The organism is Bacillus sp. B4EP4a, assembly GCF_006680105.1.
GTDB classification, from domain to species: domain Bacteria; phylum Bacillota; class Bacilli; order Bacillales; family DSM-1321; genus Peribacillus; species Peribacillus simplex_E.
Window position 1 is genome coordinate 19,980 of record NZ_VHIK01000029.1, and the last position, 17,196, is coordinate 37,175.

Annotated in this window: 18 protein-coding genes, 1 pseudogene and 1 other annotated feature; of the genes and pseudogenes, 1 reads left to right on the forward strand and 18 read right to left on the reverse strand. The window is 42.6% G+C overall.

Going from position 1 to position 17,196, the window contains the following annotated elements:
- Window positions 1-6: 6 nt before the first annotated feature.
- The 13 genes from FNK51_RS15240 to speD form a co-directional block, all read right to left on the reverse strand.
- Window positions 7-576 (reverse strand): TVP38/TMEM64 family protein, encoded by a 570-nt coding sequence (locus FNK51_RS15240; protein ID WP_098370002.1) that lies wholly within the window; start codon window positions 574-576, stop codon window positions 7-9.
- 60 nt (window positions 577-636) lie between these two features.
- Window positions 637-912 carry a DUF1294 domain-containing protein gene (locus FNK51_RS15245; RefSeq protein WP_286178733.1) on the reverse strand — a complete coding sequence of 92 codons (276 nt, stop codon included), beginning with the start codon at window positions 910-912 and terminating at the stop codon, window positions 637-639.
- Between the two features lie 69 nt (window positions 913-981).
- A complete protein-coding gene (gene rplT, locus FNK51_RS15250) occupies window positions 982-1,341 on the reverse strand; it encodes a 50S ribosomal protein L20 (protein WP_034309067.1) in 360 nt (119 codons plus the stop codon).
- A 35-nt stretch (window positions 1,342-1,376) separates the two neighbouring features.
- Window positions 1,377-1,577, reverse strand: a complete 201-nt coding sequence (gene rpmI, locus FNK51_RS15255) for a 50S ribosomal protein L35 (protein ID WP_034309070.1) — start codon at window positions 1,575-1,577, stop codon at window positions 1,377-1,379.
- A 34-nt stretch (window positions 1,578-1,611) separates the two neighbouring features.
- Window positions 1,612-2,112 carry a translation initiation factor IF-3 gene (gene infC / locus FNK51_RS15260; protein WP_034309072.1) on the reverse strand — a complete coding sequence of 167 codons (501 nt, stop codon included), beginning with the start codon at window positions 2,110-2,112 and terminating at the stop codon, window positions 1,612-1,614.
- 98 nt (window positions 2,113-2,210) lie between these two features.
- Window positions 2,211-2,347: a sequence feature (ribosomal protein L20 leader region), on the reverse strand.
- A 127-nt stretch (window positions 2,348-2,474) separates the two neighbouring features.
- Window positions 2,475-2,969 (reverse strand): GNAT family N-acetyltransferase, encoded by a 495-nt coding sequence (locus tag FNK51_RS15265; protein WP_141993891.1) that lies wholly within the window; start codon window positions 2,967-2,969, stop codon window positions 2,475-2,477.
- Window positions 2,970-3,022: 53 nt separating this feature from the next.
- Window positions 3,023-3,193: a hypothetical protein gene (locus FNK51_RS26620; protein WP_179085987.1), complete on the reverse strand. Its 171-nt coding sequence runs from the start codon at window positions 3,191-3,193 to the stop codon at window positions 3,023-3,025.
- Between the two features lie 106 nt (window positions 3,194-3,299).
- Window positions 3,300-5,231: a threonine--tRNA ligase gene (gene thrS / locus FNK51_RS15270; RefSeq protein ID WP_098369999.1), complete on the reverse strand. Its 1,932-nt coding sequence runs from the start codon at window positions 5,229-5,231 to the stop codon at window positions 3,300-3,302.
- A gap of 389 nt (window positions 5,232-5,620) precedes the next feature.
- A complete protein-coding gene (gene ytxC / locus FNK51_RS15275; protein ID WP_141993892.1) occupies window positions 5,621-6,481 on the reverse strand; it encodes a sporulation protein YtxC in 861 nt (286 codons plus the stop codon).
- A gap of 120 nt (window positions 6,482-6,601) precedes the next feature.
- Window positions 6,602-7,540 (reverse strand): primosomal protein DnaI, encoded by a 939-nt coding sequence (gene dnaI, locus FNK51_RS15280; protein ID WP_098369997.1) that lies wholly within the window; start codon window positions 7,538-7,540, stop codon window positions 6,602-6,604.
- Window positions 7,527-8,939, reverse strand: coding sequence for a replication initiation and membrane attachment family protein (locus FNK51_RS15285; protein ID WP_286178734.1), 1,413 nt, complete (start codon window positions 8,937-8,939; stop codon window positions 7,527-7,529). The genes dnaI and FNK51_RS15285 overlap by 14 nt, the downstream gene beginning before the upstream one ends.
- A 64-nt stretch (window positions 8,940-9,003) precedes the next feature.
- On the reverse strand, window positions 9,004-9,465 hold the full coding sequence (nrdR, locus tag FNK51_RS15290) for a transcriptional regulator NrdR (protein WP_057911467.1): 462 nt from the start codon (window positions 9,463-9,465) through the stop codon (window positions 9,004-9,006).
- A 268-nt stretch (window positions 9,466-9,733) separates the two neighbouring features.
- On the reverse strand, window positions 9,734-10,114 hold the full coding sequence (speD, locus tag FNK51_RS15295; RefSeq protein ID WP_034311443.1) for an adenosylmethionine decarboxylase: 381 nt from the start codon (window positions 10,112-10,114) through the stop codon (window positions 9,734-9,736).
- A gap of 584 nt (window positions 10,115-10,698) precedes the next feature.
- Between speD and FNK51_RS15300 the strand changes: the two are divergent.
- Window positions 10,699-10,941, forward strand: a pseudogene (locus FNK51_RS15300) (IS5/IS1182 family transposase); the annotation flags it as partial.
- Window positions 10,942-11,085: 144 nt separating this feature from the next.
- On the opposite strand, the gene FNK51_RS15305 reads toward FNK51_RS15300, so the two are convergent.
- From FNK51_RS15305 to polA, 5 genes are all read right to left on the reverse strand, one after another.
- Complete coding sequence (locus tag FNK51_RS15305; protein WP_141993894.1) at window positions 11,086-12,123, reverse strand: glyceraldehyde-3-phosphate dehydrogenase; 1,038 nt, start codon at window positions 12,121-12,123, stop codon at window positions 11,086-11,088.
- 159 nt (window positions 12,124-12,282) lie between these two features.
- Window positions 12,283-12,882, reverse strand: coding sequence for a dephospho-CoA kinase (gene coaE / locus FNK51_RS15310; RefSeq protein WP_098369993.1), 600 nt, complete (start codon window positions 12,880-12,882; stop codon window positions 12,283-12,285).
- Window positions 12,883-12,905: 23 nt separating this feature from the next.
- Window positions 12,906-13,538, reverse strand: a complete 633-nt coding sequence (gene ytaF, locus FNK51_RS15315; protein ID WP_098369992.1) for a sporulation membrane protein YtaF — start codon at window positions 13,536-13,538, stop codon at window positions 12,906-12,908.
- A gap of 79 nt (window positions 13,539-13,617) precedes the next feature.
- The gene (mutM, locus tag FNK51_RS15320) at window positions 13,618-14,448 is read right to left on the reverse strand and encodes a DNA-formamidopyrimidine glycosylase (protein WP_141993895.1); all 831 of its coding nucleotides are present in this window, start codon (window positions 14,446-14,448) and stop codon (window positions 13,618-13,620) included.
- 19 nt (window positions 14,449-14,467) lie between these two features.
- On the reverse strand, window positions 14,468-17,092 hold the full coding sequence (gene polA / locus FNK51_RS15325; RefSeq protein ID WP_141993896.1) for a DNA polymerase I: 2,625 nt from the start codon (window positions 17,090-17,092) through the stop codon (window positions 14,468-14,470).
- Window positions 17,093-17,196: the final 104 nt, after the last annotated feature.

Genomic DNA, 17,196 nt, shown 5'->3' on the forward strand with positions numbered 1-17,196 from the left:
TCTATATTAATCATCTGAACGAAAAAATTCCTTCCAAGGGACGACCGTCTGCTTCTCTCTCAATAAATATATCAATAAGGTTAAGGATAATAAAATGATGACGATCATCGTTGGACTGAAATCTGCAATATAGTGGCCAAAAACCGTGTATACGAATGCTACAGGGAGATTGGTCATGAAGGATAGATAAAAATAATTTTTCAGCCCTTTATTAGATTCCAATAAGCAAAGCGACAGTAAGTAAAAGTGTATGAATGGTATTAGCCTCAGTACTGCAATTTGCCGGCTATTTAGCTTTCGATTTCCAAACAGCTTATTCTTTAGCCGCAGCAGCCTATCCTTGGTTTTCGGAAATTTGCCTATCACGAAATAAAAGGCCATACTGGACAACGTCAAACCGATTACCGAATAGATGGTTCCAAAGGCAGCCCCGAATAAGACTCCGCCAGACATGCAAACCACAATGACGGGAATGAATAAAAATTGCCTTAATAAATGAAAAGTGATAAAAATCAACGGTGCAAACACGCTTCCAGATTGAACGTAGCTCATCACAAGTGTCAGTTTATCATTCATGCTCTCCCTCCAGCTACTCTTTGCTGCTTCTACAAGCATATACATCATACGGGCTACATATTACAATTGAATGAATATCTTGATCAATAAGGCTATCTGAAGAATCATCAATAGGGGCAGGCCCCACTTAAAAGCGGCATGCTTCGTCTTATGGCGGAATTGTTTCATCCCCAAAAAGGACCCAGTCCCCCCGCCTATGACCGCCCAAAACCAAAGTGTCCTTTCGCTGATCCGGAACTGCCCATTACGCGCTTTCCTTTTGTCGATTCCCATTAAGGCAAATCCGATGATGTTCGTGATGATCATATAAGCAGCAATGAACCATACTCCTTGCATTCCCATTCCCTCCTTTAAAATATGTAAAAAGCCACCCTCTTGAAAAGAGAGTGGCTGTATCAGTCAGACTTATTTGTCTAATTGTTGTTTAGCAGCAGTTGCTAATTGAGCAAAAGCTTGTTCGTCAGCAACAGCAAGATCAGCAAGCATTTTGCGGTTCACTTCGATACCAGCAAGCTTTAGACCATGCATTAAACGGCTGTAAGAAAGACCGTTGATGCGTGCTGCAGCGTTGATACGAGTGATCCAAAGTTTGCGGAAATCACGTTTCTTTTGACGACGGTCACGGAAAGCATAGTTTCCTGACTTCATTACTTGTTGGTTAGCTACTTTGAAAAGAATATGTTTCGCGCCATAGTAACCTTTAGCTAATTTTATTACCTTTTTACGACGTTTGCGAGTAACAGTACCGCCTTTTACACGTGGCATGTTATTTCCCTCCTATTTAACTCGATAAATCGAACTTATTTAATGTTGTCTAGCATATGACGAATACGTTTGAAGTCACCTTTGCTTACAAGGCTAGCTTTGCGAAGCTTACGCTTTTGCTTAGTAGATTTGTTAGCAAATAAATGGCTTGTGTAAGCGTTAGAACGCTTAAGTTTGCCGGATCCAGTCTTTTTGAAACGTTTAGCAGATCCGCGGTGAGTTTTCATTTTAGGCATAAGGTATTCCTCCTCATTACAAATTACTTTACAATTACTTTTCGTTTTTCGGTGCTAAGATAATGAACATGCTGCGCCCGTCCATTTTTGGGTGTTGCTCGATTGTAGCCACTTCTTTACATGCTTCAGAAAAACGAACGAGTACACGTTGACCAATTTCCTTATGCGTAATGGCACGTCCTTTGAATCGGATAGAAGCTTTTACTTTATCGCCTTTTTCAAGGAATTTAATACCGTTGCGAAGCTTCGTATTGAAATCATGTTCTTCAATCGTCGGGCTCAAACGAACCTCTTTCAGACTGATGACTTTTTGATTTTTACGTGCTTCCTTGTCTTTCTTTTGCTGCTCGAAGCGGTGTTTTCCGTAGTCCATGATCCGGGCTACCGGAGGCTTTGCATTTGCAGCAACTAAAACTAGATCAAGATTTACACGAGCGGCAATTTCCAATGCTTCGAATTTCGTTTTAATTCCAAGTTGTTCTCCGTTTTGGTCAATAAGACGAACTTCACGGGCTCGGATGCCCTCGTTTACCATCGCGTCTTTACTAATAGTTAGCCACCTCCAAAGATATTGGCGAATACGAATATTTGAATAAATTCGGTCACGCTCACAACTCGCTTACAGGATATAATCATAATAAAAAAGTGTGGATGCATGCTGCACCCACACTGATAGACTCATTCAGAAAGATCCAAATAATCAAATCATGACCTGTTAACTGCATTGTTTGCGTCAACCAGGTGAGAAGCGGGTGCTTCTTCTTTTCATCAAACACGTATTCAATTCACTTTAGAAATATATCATAAACACTGATGACTTGTCAAATGCTAAATTTTATTCGTTTTTCACAACAAAATTAATATTATCAGACATTCAGTTATTTGACAATACGTTTTTTAAAGTAATTTGGACAAAAAATATTCATCATGATACTTTCCATCAAAAAACAGTGATTCCCGCTTTATTCCTTCCTTTTCAAAACCCATCTTTCGATATAAGGAAAGCGCAGTGGCGTTGTTTGCGATGACGGACAATTCCAGGCGCCGTATTTCGTTTGTCCGTGCATGCTCCTCCATTTTCTGAAATAGCTTCGTACCGATACCTTTTCCTCTGTCCTGTTCATTGATGCCGATGACGATTTTGGCTGAATGCCTCGTTCGGCCCATTTGATTGCCCAATAAGATTAAATAACCTTTCAACTCATGGCCGCTAGCAGCAACGAGGAAAACGGAAAGGGGATTTTTTTCGATTTGCTCCATTTGCTTTTCCATTTGTTTCCCCGTCGCTTTTCTTTCCCCAGGGTTGAACAGCATATACCCGGAATCTTCAACATGATTGAACAGAGCAGCTAGGTTACACGCGTCTTTCCTTGAAGCCTTTCTAATCTCCATTTATCCCCACTCCCCCTTTGGTTACAGTCCATGCTGACCGAAGCGATCAAATGCTAAGAGTTTTCTTTCGCCTTTTTCTTTTTCTCAATGGTGTCCCAGGAAAATAGGACTATCCAAAAAAGCAGGACCGGGACAATGGCATATTGTCGATAATCATCCAATAACAATAAGATGATGATGACAAGAAATGTCGGTCCGAATAGATAAGAAAATTTCTTTTTCATACTGACCCTCCTTTTCATTGCTGTACATATTTTCACATGATGTTTTCATTTTATCATGCCTTAATTAAGAAGAGGGACACAACTATATGTGCCCCTCTTTTTGCTTTTAACGGCTTACTTCCGCCTTAATCGCTGAAACGAAATCTTCAAAAGCGATCGTTTCGGATTTTTGTTCACCATATTTACGTACATTCACGCTGCCTTCTTTGACTTCATTGTCTCCAACAACCAGCATGTAAGGGATTTTTTGCATTTGCGCTTCACGGATTTTGTAACCGATTTTCTCGTCACGTGTATCCAGGTCGACACGAATGCCTTGCGCTTTAAGTTTTTCCTGTACTTCTTTCGCATAATCCAAGTGCACTTCAGGTGAGACCGGAATCACTTGCGCTTGGATAGGTGCAAGCCAAGTCGGGAATGCCCCCTTGTATTCTTCGATCAAGTAAGCGACAAAACGTTCCATTGTGGAAACGACGCCGCGGTGGATAACGACCGGACGGTGCTGTTTGCCGTCCTCACCGACGTAATTAAGATCAAAACGTTCAGGAAGCAAGAAATCAAGCTGAACAGTGGAAAGCGTTTCATCTTTCCCTAAGGCAGTACGCACCTGAACATCAAGCTTAGGACCGTAGAATGCCGCTTCACCTTCCGCTTCAAAGTAATCCAGGCCAAGTTCATCCATGGCGCCTTTTAACATGCTTTGTGCTTTTTCCCACATGTCATCATCATCGAAGTATTTTTCTGTATCCTGAGGATCGCGATAAGACAGTCGGAATGAATAATCCTTGATATCGAAATCTTTATATACTTCCAGAACCAGGTTCACAACGCGCTTGAACTCTTCTTTGATTTGGTCGGGACGGACGAAAATGTGCGCATCATTCAATGTCATTCCACGTACACGCTGGAGGCCTGAAAGGGCACCTGACATTTCATAGCGGTGCATCAAGCCTAGCTCGGCAATCCGAATTGGCAGTTCGCGGTAGCTATGGATACTGTTTTTATAGACCATCATGTGATGCGGACAGTTCATCGGACGCAGGACAAGCTGTTCGTTTTCCATCTCCATGACAGGGAACATGCCGTCCTGGTAATGATCCCAGTGTCCAGATGTTTTATAAAGGTCCACGCTTCCCATTACAGGTGTGTAGACATGGTCATAACCCAATCGTTCTTCCTTGTCCACGATATATCTTTCGATTGTCCGACGGATGGTCGCGCCTTTTGGCAACCACATCGGCAACCCTTGCCCCACTTTCTGTGAGCTCATGAACAAGTTCAATTCTTTACCGATTTTACGATGGTCACGTTCCTTGGCTTCTTCAAGGAAACGGAGGTGTTCGGCCAAATCTTCTTTTTTATAGAAAGCCGTACCGTAAATGCGTTGAAGCATTTTGTTTTTGCTATCGCCTCTCCAGTATGCTCCAGCGATGCTCAATAGCTTGAACTCTTTGATTTTCCCCGTTGATGGAACATGAATTCCACGACAAAGGTCAAAAAATTCCCCCTGCTCATAAAGCGTTACCTGCTGATCGGCAGGAATCGCATCGATCAACTCCAATTTATACTCGTCGCCGATTTCTTTAAAACGGGAAATTGCTTCATCACGACTCACTTCGATGCGGGAAATTTCCAAGTTTTCGTTGACGATTTTCTTCATTTCTTTTTCAATCAATGGAAGGTCTTCGGGAGTCAATGATTCCTCCAGATCCATATCATAGTAAAAGCCGCCCTCGATGACCGGACCTACGCCGAATTTAGCGTTTTTGTACAAACGTTTGATCGCTTGTGCCATCAAGTGTGCTGTACTGTGACGCAATACTTCAAGAGCATCCGCTGCGTCCTGTGTGACGATTTCGATTGTACCATCTTGTTCAATCGGACGTTTCAAATCATATAATTCACCATTGAATTTTCCGGCAATGGATTTTTTCCTTAAACCAGGACTGATGGATGCAGCGATGTCTTCAGTTGTTGTGCCTTTAGCAAACTCCTTAACCGCTCCGTCAGGAAAAGATATTTTCAGTAATTCTGACATTCAGTTTCACTCCTTCTTATTGTTCGAACAAATTACAGGTTTTTGATTCCATTACAACACAAAAAAGCCCGCCCCTGTATAAAACAGGGACGAGCTTAGTAATAAATATCATTAACCCGCGGTTCCACCCTCGTTCCAGCTTGCTTTTCACGGCAAAATGGCACTTGTAACTTGGTAACGGCAGCTTCCCGTCAGCTCATATTCGCAGAATGCCTGCTTTCCGAGCCGAAGTTTAAAGGTGGTAAGTGTTCCATGCGAATAGGAAGCTTACAGCCTGTTGGCTCCCCTCTCTGATAATCGGCGACTAGAATACCCTTGTCCTCATCATAACTTTTAGTTTTTTAATAGTATGTAGGAAATTATAATTTGTTATACGGTGAAAATCAAGGTTAATTTTCTTTTTTCCACGAAAGATCATTCAAATGCATCGAAAATGACGAAAGTGGCAAGATGGTCGCCCGTTCTTCGAAAATCCTTGAAATGGTCTGGATCAGCCCTTCTTCCTTGTCATCGGTATAGATGCACAAGTTTTCGGGTGCAATCGATAAAAGCGGGGCAAGTATCACCGTATCGAGAAAAAGTGAACTTTTGACAAGAAGCCTCCTGTCGATCATACTATTGATTTTTGGCCGGTCGAGTTTGCTGAATTTCTGATCATAGAAATGAAAACCATCCCGGTTGACCAGGTGCAGCTTTCTTAATTTCGACTCCTGCCCATGAAGGCAATCACGGAGAGTGGCAATGAAATTTTGATAGTCCTGTTCCAGCTTGTATTCATCAATAGCCTTAACGACATACTTTTCCAAAGTGTGCTGAAATGATTTTAAACGGAAGGTCGTAAAAGAATCGAATGAAAAAGATACCTTCCCAGCCAAGATGCTTTGAAGTCCTTCCTCAATCAATCGTTTCTCCGTACTGAATGCTCCATCTTGATTCCTGGCTCTTTCCACCTCGATGATCGATGATGCAATTTCAATGATGGCTTCAATTTCTTCCCGTTCCCTATAAAAAAATTTACCGACTATTATTTGCTCCAGAACAGGAAGCGTCTTTTCTTCCAATAAAAAAGAATGAAATGCATCACGAAGCAGAATTAGCCATTTATCACCTGAAGACTTCGTCATATCCACATGCATGCCTTGTTGCGGAAGAAATCGAATGTATGCTTGAAATTCTGCCCCCAGTGGATGGACAGAAACAAAATTCAGTAATTTCATTGCCTCTGAATCGTTTTGAAACGAAATTTGCACTACGACATCCCCCCTTCCCCCTTGCTTCTTTGTTCATGTATATGGGGATGGGGACGTGTTTAGAAGTAGGATGGGCCTTGTAAAAGAAAAAAGTGACCTCCATTAAGAGACCACTTTCCTTCATCTTCTCCGATTCAAGCCATCTAGCTTGACCGGCTCCGCTAAATATTGAATTCTTTCCATTATCCTGGCTGCCTTCACTTCTTCCTTCTCACCACGCTGTGAAAAGGTTAGGTGGTTTTCCAGGCCATTCAGGTCAAAATTCGAAGTGAAAAACGTCGGCAGGTTTTCCAGCATCCTAAATTGCAAAATCGGACCAAAAACCTCATCGCGTCCCCAGCTCGTCATGGACTCCGCTCCAATATCATCCAGCATGAGGACAGGTGCCGTTTTCACCATCTCAATTTTTTCATTGACCGTATTATCACCTATCGACCCCTTAAGTTCCCGCAAGTAGTCAGGGACATAGACAATAAGGGAGGAAATTTGCCTTTCTGCAAGTTCATTGGCAATCGCACCTAATAAGTACGTTTTCCCAACACCGAATTTCCCATATATATATAAGCCTTTTTGCATTTTACCTGGCTCATATTCCATAATGAACGACATCGCCTTACTTAAAACACCCAAGCGTTTGTTTTCATTATCCGTTTGAGTAAAGTCCTCAATGGTCGCCCTTAAAATATCCTTCGGTACATACAGGCTGCGGATCAACTTTTCCCGTTTCCGCTTTTCATCCTCTGCCAATTTCCGCGGGCAGATTTCATAATTCAGGTTCAGGGCCTTCCCTTGAACCACCAATTTGGGATAATACCCTTGCATCATATTGATGCAGCCATTCAAGCTTGGACATTTATCACATTTATTGCTTTGTGAAGTGAACTCATAAAGCTTCCCCAAGTTTTTATCAATCATTTCCTTCGTGACCGTCGAACTGTTGGCATTCAAAAATAACCGCACTTGTTCGTCTTCAAAAATCTCCTGTTTCAGCTTTTCATAACGCTGTTGAAATTGGTTTGTATTGGCCAATTTATTAAGGGATCTATTAATCTTTTCCATCGTTCATTTCACCTCCTGCTTTCCACTGCTTCCATTTCTCCTGTAGCTCGCGTTTCTGGGCATTCAATTCAGGCTGATCTGCATTCTGCTCCAGCTGTGCTTCTTCTTTTTTCTCAAGCCACTCCGGAACCACTTCTTCCCGTATCGCCTTTTTCCGGCTGCCCTTCGCAGCATTCCTGCTTCCTTGAGCCCAGTCCTGATATTTCCTATGTTCATTTTTAGCTAGTTCCATCGCCTCGACGACCGTAGAGACCTTCAACCGTGCCCAATGGCCTGCCAGCTTTTCCACATAGCCCTTCGTGAACTTCATATCCGTTTTGAGCATGACGTATTCAATCAAGACATTGACGACACCCGGATTCAGCTTTTGATTGATCATCACGCCCTCAACCACTTTTAAATCACCGCTTGATGGCTCTGCACCGCCAGACAATTGCATCAGTCGCTCCCTTGGGGAAATCGTCTCCAAATGACGGATTAACTCTTGTTCCTGTGTTTTCGGTTCTTCTTTTTGTGTCCGTTCACGAATCGGCTGCACCCGATTGACTAGGGAAGGCATATCTGCCTGCCGTTCGATCTGGTACCAGTCCCTTGCCGCCTTTCTGAGCACTTCCTCATCGATCTCATCATCCAATGAAACGGCATCCATTACTAGTTTTTGCATTTCCAGCGGATCAATGCCATATAAAAAAGCAAGTTTGGCAATCGTACTTTTTATTTTCGGAGTAAAGGCCTTTTTCGGTACGATTGAGGATTTCATCCCGGCAAATAAAAGGTCAAAATCAAATAAGTCATCAAATCCCGATGGCTCGACGCCGTCCGTCCGATCGATGAATTGCTGTTCAGGCATCGGTTTCCATTCGTTCTTCGCTTCATCCGTTACATATAAAGAGTCCAAATGATCTGATGAGAATACTTCCGCAAAAGATTTAGTCACACCTTCATATTGATCGGTTAAGATATGATCATCACAAAAGAATCTTTTTAACCGGTTGAATTGCGCTTTGCCGATTTTTTTGTACAAGTAAATATTCAGCATTCCATCCGTGAAAAACTGCTGCGGCGAAAGCGGCGGGTTTAACTCATAGATGAATTCCTTCGTTTCATTTTTCGATTTCTTATATACATTCAACAGACCAATTCCTTCAAGTAAAAGGCGTGCTTCGTAAATATCACCTAACTTAAGGCCGATGGTATTCATTAATTGATAATGTGAGGAGGATTCCGACCATAGCCTGTTTTCCTCCAGCTCACTCCATAACGTCATATATAGGCTAATGCAGATAGGTCCAATAAGAGGTTGATATAGTCGGGTAAGTATTTTCCGATCATAATCATGAAGCAGCCCCGCAGATGAGACCAAATATGAATCCGCTGGGAGCAATTCTTGCCAATGCATTGACATCTCCATTCAAACCTTTCAAAAGATGTAGTGAAAAAAGAGCCAAAGTGAATCTTCAGCTCTACTTTCTTTCCTTATTTATTAAATCTTTCAATTCATCGATAAAGACATTGATATCTTTAAATTGCCGATAGACGGATGCGAACCTTACATAGGCAACCTCATCGACTTCCGCCAGCTTGTCCATTACCATTTCGCCGACATTGTCGCTTTTCACTTCCGATATGCCCTGGTTGCGCAGTTCTTTTTCTACATAACTGGTAATTTGCTCTAGTTCCTTCAAGGGAACCGGGCGTTTTTCGCAAGCCCTGATTAAGCCACGCAGGATTTTATCACGACTGAACTCTTCCCGTGTCCCGCCCTTTTTCACTACAATAAGCGGTGTTTCCTCCACCTTTTCAAATGTCGTGAATCGAAAACCACATGCCTCACATTCACGGCGTCGTCGAATCGATTTACTTTCATCGACTGGCCTGGAATCGAGCACTCTTGTTCCGTTATATTGACATGATGGGCATTTCATCATTATCAGCTCCGTATTTTATGTAGGACTCCCCTATCTAAATGTTCCCCAAGGATTTACTTCTCTATCTTAATCTTATATTAAAAGGAACGGCCAGTACAAGTAAAAAGTGTAACTTCCAGCAGCAGGCACATTCGTTCTGCCCTTGGAGCACCTTTATCAAGGTCTTTGTGCTACAAGGCAATCCTTAGCTATAAAGTGAGCAGGCTGCCGATTCATTGCATTAAAAAAGAGATGCACCCATGGCATCTCTGTGTATACGTGTTTTTTATAGGGCACTTATATTAGCTTTTTTCATTTGTACAGGACCTAATCCACGTGGTAATTCTATGTTTTCACGTGTTTGCGCATTCAAAGCTTCTGCAATATAATCTGCCGCAATATTCGGATCCAAGTTACCGCATGTATAGACATCGATGCTCGCATAGCCGTGTTCTGGAAAACTGTGAATCGTTAAGTGTGATTCAGAAATGATGACAACCCCGCTGACTCCTTGTGGAGCAAATTTGTGAAAGGCAACTTCCCGTACCTCTGCACCTGATTTCAAAGCAGCATCAACAAAAATCTTTTCAATTAAATCGATATTGTTCAGTTTTTCAAAGTCACAACCCCAAAGTTCAGAAATGACATGTCTACCCATTGTTTCCATAGTGTAAGCTGTTTCCATATTAAGCTTCCCCCTTACCATGATTTAAAAATAAGTTCTGATAACTACCACGGGGGAAAGTTAGTCCAAAGAGGTCCTAACCCTTTAAGTAGCCATCATGCAAACCGCTTTTGAAGAAGTTCACGATTCATAGTATATATGGTTTGAATTTTTTTTGCAACTCCAAATTGAAATTTTGGAAAGATAAACTTTATATGTAATAGGGATATAGCGAAGGTTCCAATGTGGGGGGAATTCTGTTTTCCGGGTTTATTCAGCGCCTTAAAGCAGCCAGGAATTGATGGATCACTGCATTAAAAATAGCCCGCTAAAAAATTTTAGCAGGCTCAGACTGTTGACAAACCCGATAATAATTGAGTTTGTCTACTGTTTTTTTAGGTTTTTTATATTTGGCCGTTGATTGAACGTAGGGCACTCGCTTTCCGCGGGCGGTCCGGGAGCCTCCTCGGCGCCATTGCGCCTGTGGGGTCTCCCTTGGACGCGCTTTTCCCGCAGGAGTCTCGTACCTTCCGTTCCAATCAACTTTGTTTTAACAGTAAGATAGAACACCTTTTACCTACAGTCTATTTAAGGAAGAAACCAAGGAGATTAAGGACAGTTCAACTGATACTGAGAGTAGCTACTATTTGAAGGATGAACGAACAAAACAAGTTTGCCTATTCGTTTCATGCGGCATCAAACCGCGATGGATTTGTGTTGGGGACGATCCCGGAAATACGCATGATATTCATATCTTAGAGCCTCTGGTTAAACAAGTGATTGAGAAAGTTGGAAAACCAAGAGCAGTTGCCGCAGATGCAAAAGAAAAGCATGGTATGCGTTGGGTCAACATTCTCTATAACTGCTTCAAATCCAATAAAAATCAAAAAGGTTTCGGAATGTGACCATTTTGAAACCTTTTTGACTACAAACTGAGCCCGCTAAAAAATTTTAGCAGGCTCGATTTTTTTTCATTATTTTACTGATAGTTCGACTTCGGAAGTTTTTTTCAACTCGGATCCCACCAATTTCACAAGATCCACTACCCGGTTGGAGTAACCCCACTCATTATCATACCATGCAAGGACTTTCACTTTCCTGTCCCCAATCATCATCGTCGTCAAACCATCGATGATTGCAGAGTGAGGATTCGTTTTGAAATCACTTGAAACTAAAGGTTCCATCGTGAATTCCATAATTCCTTTGAGTTCATTCTCTGAAGCATCGATGAAGGCTTGGTTCACTTCATCAATCGTGACATCACGGTTTAAATCCACAACAAGATCAACTAGAGATACGTTAGGTGTCGGTACGCGGATCGCCATTCCATGAAGCTTGCCTTTTAATTGCGGCAACACTAGTGAGATGGCTTTTGCAGCTCCTGTAGTCGTAGGAATCATGCTTTCCGCAGCGGCACGGGCACGCCTTAAGTCTTTGTGCGGGTTATCAATATTATTTTGATCATTTGTATAAGAATGGATCGTTGTCATTAAACCGTTGTTTATGCCGAATTTTTCATCAAGCACTTTTGCAACCGGTCCAAGACAGTTGGTTGTACAAGATGCATTGGATATGACGAAATGCTTGTCAATTTCCAGCACTTCCTGATTTACACCCATTACAATGGTAACGTCTTCATTTTTACCCGGCGCTGATAAAATAACTCTTTTTGCTCCTGCGTCTAAATGAAGAGCCGCTTTAGAACGATCATTGAATTTGCCCGTAGCTTCAATTACAATATCTATGTTCATCTCTTTCCAAGGCAATAGCTTTGGATCGCGGTTATTTATTAGTTTTACTCGGCGGCCATTCACTACTAGTGAATCATCTTCCGCTATAATGATACCGTCGAATTTTCCATGTATCGTATCATATTTTAGTAAGTGTGCTAAAGTTTCAGCTGGATAGCTTGCATTAATGGCAACAATGTCCAAACTCTCATCTAATATGGCCTTTCGGAAAACCATTCTTCCAATTCTCCCAAACCCGTTAATCGCTATTCTTGAATTCATTGTTCGGACCCTCCAGAAAATATTAATGTTATACTTATTACCCTTCACATGTAATTAGTATAACATAATTCGAAGGAATTGTGCTAATAAAAATGCGGATTGTACTTATTTTTTCAACACAAAAAGAAGAAACCGGGTGGTTTCTTCTTTTTATCATAATTATATGACATGCCATTCGCTAAGTATGGACTTCACTTGCCTCTTCGTTTCATTAATGTCCCCATTATTGTCGATGACGGCATCCGCTAAAGCCTTTTTATCGGCCAAGGGCATTTGCGAATTGATCCTGGCAAGTGCCTCCGTCTCCGAAAGACCATTCCTGTTCATTAATCGCTGCAATTGAACTTGCTCATCCACATAGATCAAAAGCGTCTTTTCCACCATGAATGTCAGCTTACTTTCGAATAGGAGCGGAATATCCATGAACACCGTTTCTTCCCCTGATGATAGTGCCTCTTCCGTTTTGAGGCGCATCCAATTCCTGACGGCAGGATGCACGATGCCATTCAATAACAATCTCTTTTCCTGATCATTAAATATGATCGACCCGAGCTTTACGCGATCTATATTCCCATCCGGCAATAAGATATCTTCACCAAATGCCTTCACAACTTGATGATAGGCCTCTTCTCCTGGCTCAACGACAGCACGGGAAGCCAGATCTGCATCGACAATCGTGAATCCGAGTTCCTGTAAATAAAGGCTGACGGTGCTTTTCCCACTGGCGATGCCTCCGGTGATTCCAATGATTTGTCCCATAAGCTCCCCCTTTTAACCATGTATCATAACTTGAATAAACCGATGATAATCAATAGTACACCTGGAAGAAAGGTCAAATGCTGGACAACTTTATTATTTGAAAGCAATTTCCCGCTTTGAATTCCGCTCCAAATGAAAATTGAACTCATAACAGCGATGCACCCTGCGAGGATAATCGGCGAAATGCCGATCATAGCCGCTCCAACTCCGGCCCCGAACGCATCCAGCGAAAGTGCAAACCCCAGAACAAGCGCTTCAACACCCGTAATCGTACCTGATTTATCAAAATCGGCATTCAATGGTTTTTGTAAAATATTAATGACTACCCCAAGTGATTTAATTTCAAAATTAAAGATGATTTTTTCATGATATCTATCTTCTTTCAAATCTTTTTCAGGCTTAAAATACTGGTATACCATCCAGGCACCAAGGAAAATGAGGATGATGCCACCCGTTTTTTCAGCCGCCCCGATCGATATGAGCTGACTGATGAATTGTCCGATGACCATCGCAATACCTAAACTCAATGCAGAACAAAATGAGATGACCGCTATTGACCTTAAGGGGATTTTCATCTTCCGCATACCGAATGTCAAACCTACGCCAAATCCGTCAATACTAACTGCAAAAGCGAGAAAAATAATTTGTAGCCACATCGGAATAATACTCCTTCCCTACTCGTTGCTACCCTAGTATATGGATGGAGCCCATCCGATGTGTTTGAAAAAACATTAACTATTTTAGCGGCTGGCATGACGGGCAAATATGTGTGCCGCGTCCTGCAACAACCAGTTTTTCAAGCGGCGTGCCGCATATTTTGCAATTCTCGCCTTTTCGGCCATAAACATTCAGTTCCAACTGAAACATGCCGATTTGCCCTTGGGAATTAATGTATGAACGAATCGTACTCCCGCCTTTTTCCACAGCTTCACCTAACGTCGCAATGATTTCTGCATGCAACGTTTTGATTTCCTGCAACGAGAGTGAAGAAGCGATTCTCTCCGGATGGATACCGGAACGGAATAACGACTCGTCTACATATATATTCCCAATCCCGACGACAACCGTTTGATCAAGGAGAACGGGCTTGATTTTCCTGTTGGTTCTTGCCAACTTCGCACTAAGCCCCTCGACAGTAAAATCTTCAGACAGCGGTTCAGGCCCTAAATGCAACAGTGGCAGCCGCTCAAGTTCTTCCCCTTTGGCAAATAGATGCATCGTTCCGAATTTCCGGACATCCCTGTACCTAAGTTCACTGCCATCCGTGAAAGTGAAGATCACATGGGTATGCTTATCATACGGCTCTTCTTTTGGATGCACGCCGTATTTCCCTTCCATTCTTAAATGCGAAACCAACGAATAATCATCCAAGGTGAAAATGAGGAACTTGCCCCGACGGCCTATTCCAGAAATTGTCTGTCCCCTTAAAGCATCCTGAAACTGTTCGACAGGCTCCGGCGCTTTTATGATCTTTGGCCAGAAGACTGACACTTCCTTGATCTCTTTTCCGAGCACGAGCTGCTCTAACGTTCTTCTGACTGTTTCCACTTCTGGAAGTTCTGGCATTGCAATCACCTATCTTTTATTATTTGGCATCAAACCATGTTGGCCCGAAAGCATAATCCACTTTAAGGGGCACGTTCAATTCAATGGCATTTTCCATTTCCTCCGGAACGATCACTTTAAGGATTTCGAGTTCCTCAGGAGGAGTTTCAAAAATCAATTCATCATGCACCTGAAGAAGCATTCTCGTTTTAAGACCTTCCCGTTTCAGGCGCTTATTCATGTTTATCATGGCTAGCTTGATGATATCCGCGGCACTGCCTTGAATCGGCGTGTTCATCGCTGTCCGTTCGGCAAAGCTCCTGATGTTGAAATTCCTGCTTGTTATCTCAGGTATATAGCGCCTTCTTTGCATCAGAGTCGTGCTATATCCTTTTTGACGGGCCTCATGTATGCTTTCTTCCATATATTCCTGAACACCAGGAAAGCTTCTTAAATACTTCTCGATGAACTCTCCGGCTTCTTTTCTCGTGATGCCAAGACTTTGCGATAGCCCGTAGTCACTTATACCATAAACGATTCCGAAGTTGACCGCTTTGGCATGGCGCCTCATGTTCGAAGTGACTTGCTCTGCCGGTACATGGAATACATCCATAGCTGTCCTTGTATGGATGTCCATCCCGGCCTGGAATGCTTCCACCAATCCGCTGTCATTGGCGATATGCGCCAGGACGCGTAACTCGATCTGGGAGTAGTCGGCAGCAAAAATGATCCAATCCTTTTCGGAAGGAATGAAGGCCTGCCTGATTTTCCTGCCTTCTTCCAGTCTGATCGGGATATTCTGCAGATTGGGATCTGTAGAACTTAACCGGCCGGTCTGGGTCAATGCTTGGTTGAACCGGGTGTGCACCTTGTCCGTTTTGCCATTGACCACTTTAAGCAACCCTTCAATATAAGTTGATTGCAACTTACCAAGCTGGCGATACAGCAATATCTCCTTAACGATATCATGCTTGCTCTCCAGTTTTTCCAGCACATCGGCTGAAGTCGAATAACCTGTTTTGGTTTTCTTCATGACAGGAAGCTCCAACTTTTCAAACAGGATGGCCCCGAGCTGTTTAGGTGAATTGATATTGAACGCCTCTCCAGCCAAATCAAAAATTCGGGCTTCGATGTTTCTTAAGCGAATGGCTAATTCCTGCCCCATGTTTTTCAATCGGCCTATATCCACCTTAATTCCCTGCCATTCCATATTGGCCAGGATGATCGACAGTGGCAGCTCCAGTTCCGTAAATAGGTGAAATTGCTCGAACTCTTGCAGCTTATCAATCATCGGTTCTTTCAGAGAAAGGATCGCCTTCGATTTTCTGGCGATATGCTCCCTCAATTCCGCTTCCTCAGGTATTTTGCGTTTTGCACCTTTTCCATAAAAAACATCATCTGTTTCAAGGCGGATCGCACCTTGTGTTTTCGTGATTTCTGCCACTTCGTCCACTGACTCTGCGGGATTCAGGATATAGGATGCCAAAAATACATCAAAATCGATGCCCTTTATTTCGACTCCTCGATGACGCAGTGCCACAACCGTACGCTTCGCATCGAATACCGTTTTCTTTTTTGTTTCATCCTCTGCCCAGGATTTAAATGCCCCGGAACTCAGAGCATCATCCCCATTGAAGTAAAAATTACCTTGTTCATTACTGATAGCGATCCCCATTATATCGGCACGATGATAATTATCTTCTAAAATCTCAACATATAAGGCACTTTCTTCCGCAAACATTGCTTCTGTCATTTCGGCAGTGTGCACCTCTATCTTCTCCTGTTCAAGCGGTGCACTTTCCGTTACATCCAATTTATCGAGCAAAGTCGAAAAGCCAAGCTCCTTATAGAATGAGATGACTCTATCCTGGTCCATGCCAGTGTACTCGGTCTCGTTTACGGAAACTTCAAGCGGCGCTTCCCTCGTTATCGTAGCTAACTCTTTGCTTAATAGGGCCAGGTCTCTATGTTCTTCTATTTTCTCTTTCAATTTTTGTCCGCTTACCTCATCAATCGACTGCAGAAGGTTTTCAACCGTTTCAAATTGATGCAATAATTTAAGGGCGGTCTTTTCACCAACACCCGGAATACCGGGAATATTGTCGGAAGCATCTCCCATCAACCCTTTTAAATCAATGATTTGCATAGGGGATAGACCGTATTTTTCATGTATATGCTTTGGAGTGTATTCCTCAATTTCAGTAATCCCCTTCTTCGTGATGGAAACCGTCGTACTAGGGGAGGATAATTGTGTTAAGTCCTTATCACCGGAAATGACCTTCACTTCAAAACCATCTTTTTCCGCTTGTAAAGACAGCGTACCGATAATATCATCGGCTTCGTAGTTCTCCAGTTCATACCTTTTTATTTGAAAACAATCAAGCAGTTCACGAATGAAAGGGAATTGCTCCGATAATTCTGGCGGCGTTTTTTGGCGCCCACCCTTATATTCTTTAAATGATGCATGCCTGAATGTCGTTTTACCCGCATCGAATGCCACAAGTATGTGCGTTGGCTTTTCTTCTTCAAGAATGCGGTTGAGCATCATGGTGAATCCGTACACGGAATTCGTATGGACCCCCTTATCATTATTCAAGAGCGGAAGCGCAAAAAACGCACGGTATGCAATGCTGTTTCCATCTATGAGTACTAACTTTTTATCCAAATCCGTCTTCCTCCAGTCATACAGGTTTATGTAGTTATAGCTTCTATATAAAAACGCAAAAAGCCGTTCATTTTCTTTCTCTATTCTACCATGAGTAGAAGCGG

Coding starts and splice junctions, on each gene's coding strand:
- rplT (WP_034309067.1), bottom strand. CDS start 1,341: ATGCCACGTGTAAAAGGCGGTACTGTTACTCGCAAACGTCGTAAAAAG.
- FNK51_RS15305 (WP_141993894.1), bottom strand. CDS start 12,123: ATGAATTCAAGAATAGCGATTAACGGGTTTGGGAGAATTGGAAGAATG.
- dnaI (WP_098369997.1), bottom strand. CDS start 7,540: ATGGAAAAGATTAATAGATCCCTTAATAAATTGGCCAATACAAACCAA.
- ytaF (WP_098369992.1), bottom strand. CDS start 13,538: ATGTGGCTACAAATTATTTTTCTCGCTTTTGCAGTTAGTATTGACGGA.
- FNK51_RS15240 (WP_098370002.1), bottom strand. CDS start 576: ATGAATGATAAACTGACACTTGTGATGAGCTACGTTCAATCTGGAAGC.
- coaE (WP_098369993.1), bottom strand. CDS start 12,882: ATGGGACAAATCATTGGAATCACCGGAGGCATCGCCAGTGGGAAAAGC.
- FNK51_RS15265 (WP_141993891.1), bottom strand. CDS start 2,969: ATGGAGATTAGAAAGGCTTCAAGGAAAGACGCGTGTAACCTAGCTGCT.
- FNK51_RS26620 (WP_179085987.1), bottom strand. CDS start 3,193: ATGAAAAAGAAATTTTCTTATCTATTCGGACCGACATTTCTTGTCATC.
- speD (WP_034311443.1), bottom strand. CDS start 10,114: ATGGAAACAATGGGTAGACATGTCATTTCTGAACTTTGGGGTTGTGAC.
- infC (WP_034309072.1), bottom strand. CDS start 2,112: ATGGTAAACGAGGGCATCCGAGCCCGTGAAGTTCGTCTTATTGACCAA.
- FNK51_RS15285 (WP_286178734.1), bottom strand. CDS start 8,939: ATGCATTGGCAAGAATTGCTCCCAGCGGATTCATATTTGGTCTCATCT.
- mutM (WP_141993895.1), bottom strand. CDS start 14,448: ATGCCAGAACTTCCAGAAGTGGAAACAGTCAGAAGAACGTTAGAGCAG.
- nrdR (WP_057911467.1), bottom strand. CDS start 9,465: ATGAAATGCCCATCATGTCAATATAACGGAACAAGAGTGCTCGATTCC.
- rpmI (WP_034309070.1), bottom strand. CDS start 1,577: ATGCCTAAAATGAAAACTCACCGCGGATCTGCTAAACGTTTCAAAAAG.
- thrS (WP_098369999.1), bottom strand. CDS start 5,231: ATGTCAGAATTACTGAAAATATCTTTTCCTGACGGAGCGGTTAAGGAG.
- FNK51_RS15245 (WP_286178733.1), bottom strand. CDS start 912: ATGCAAGGAGTATGGTTCATTGCTGCTTATATGATCATCACGAACATC.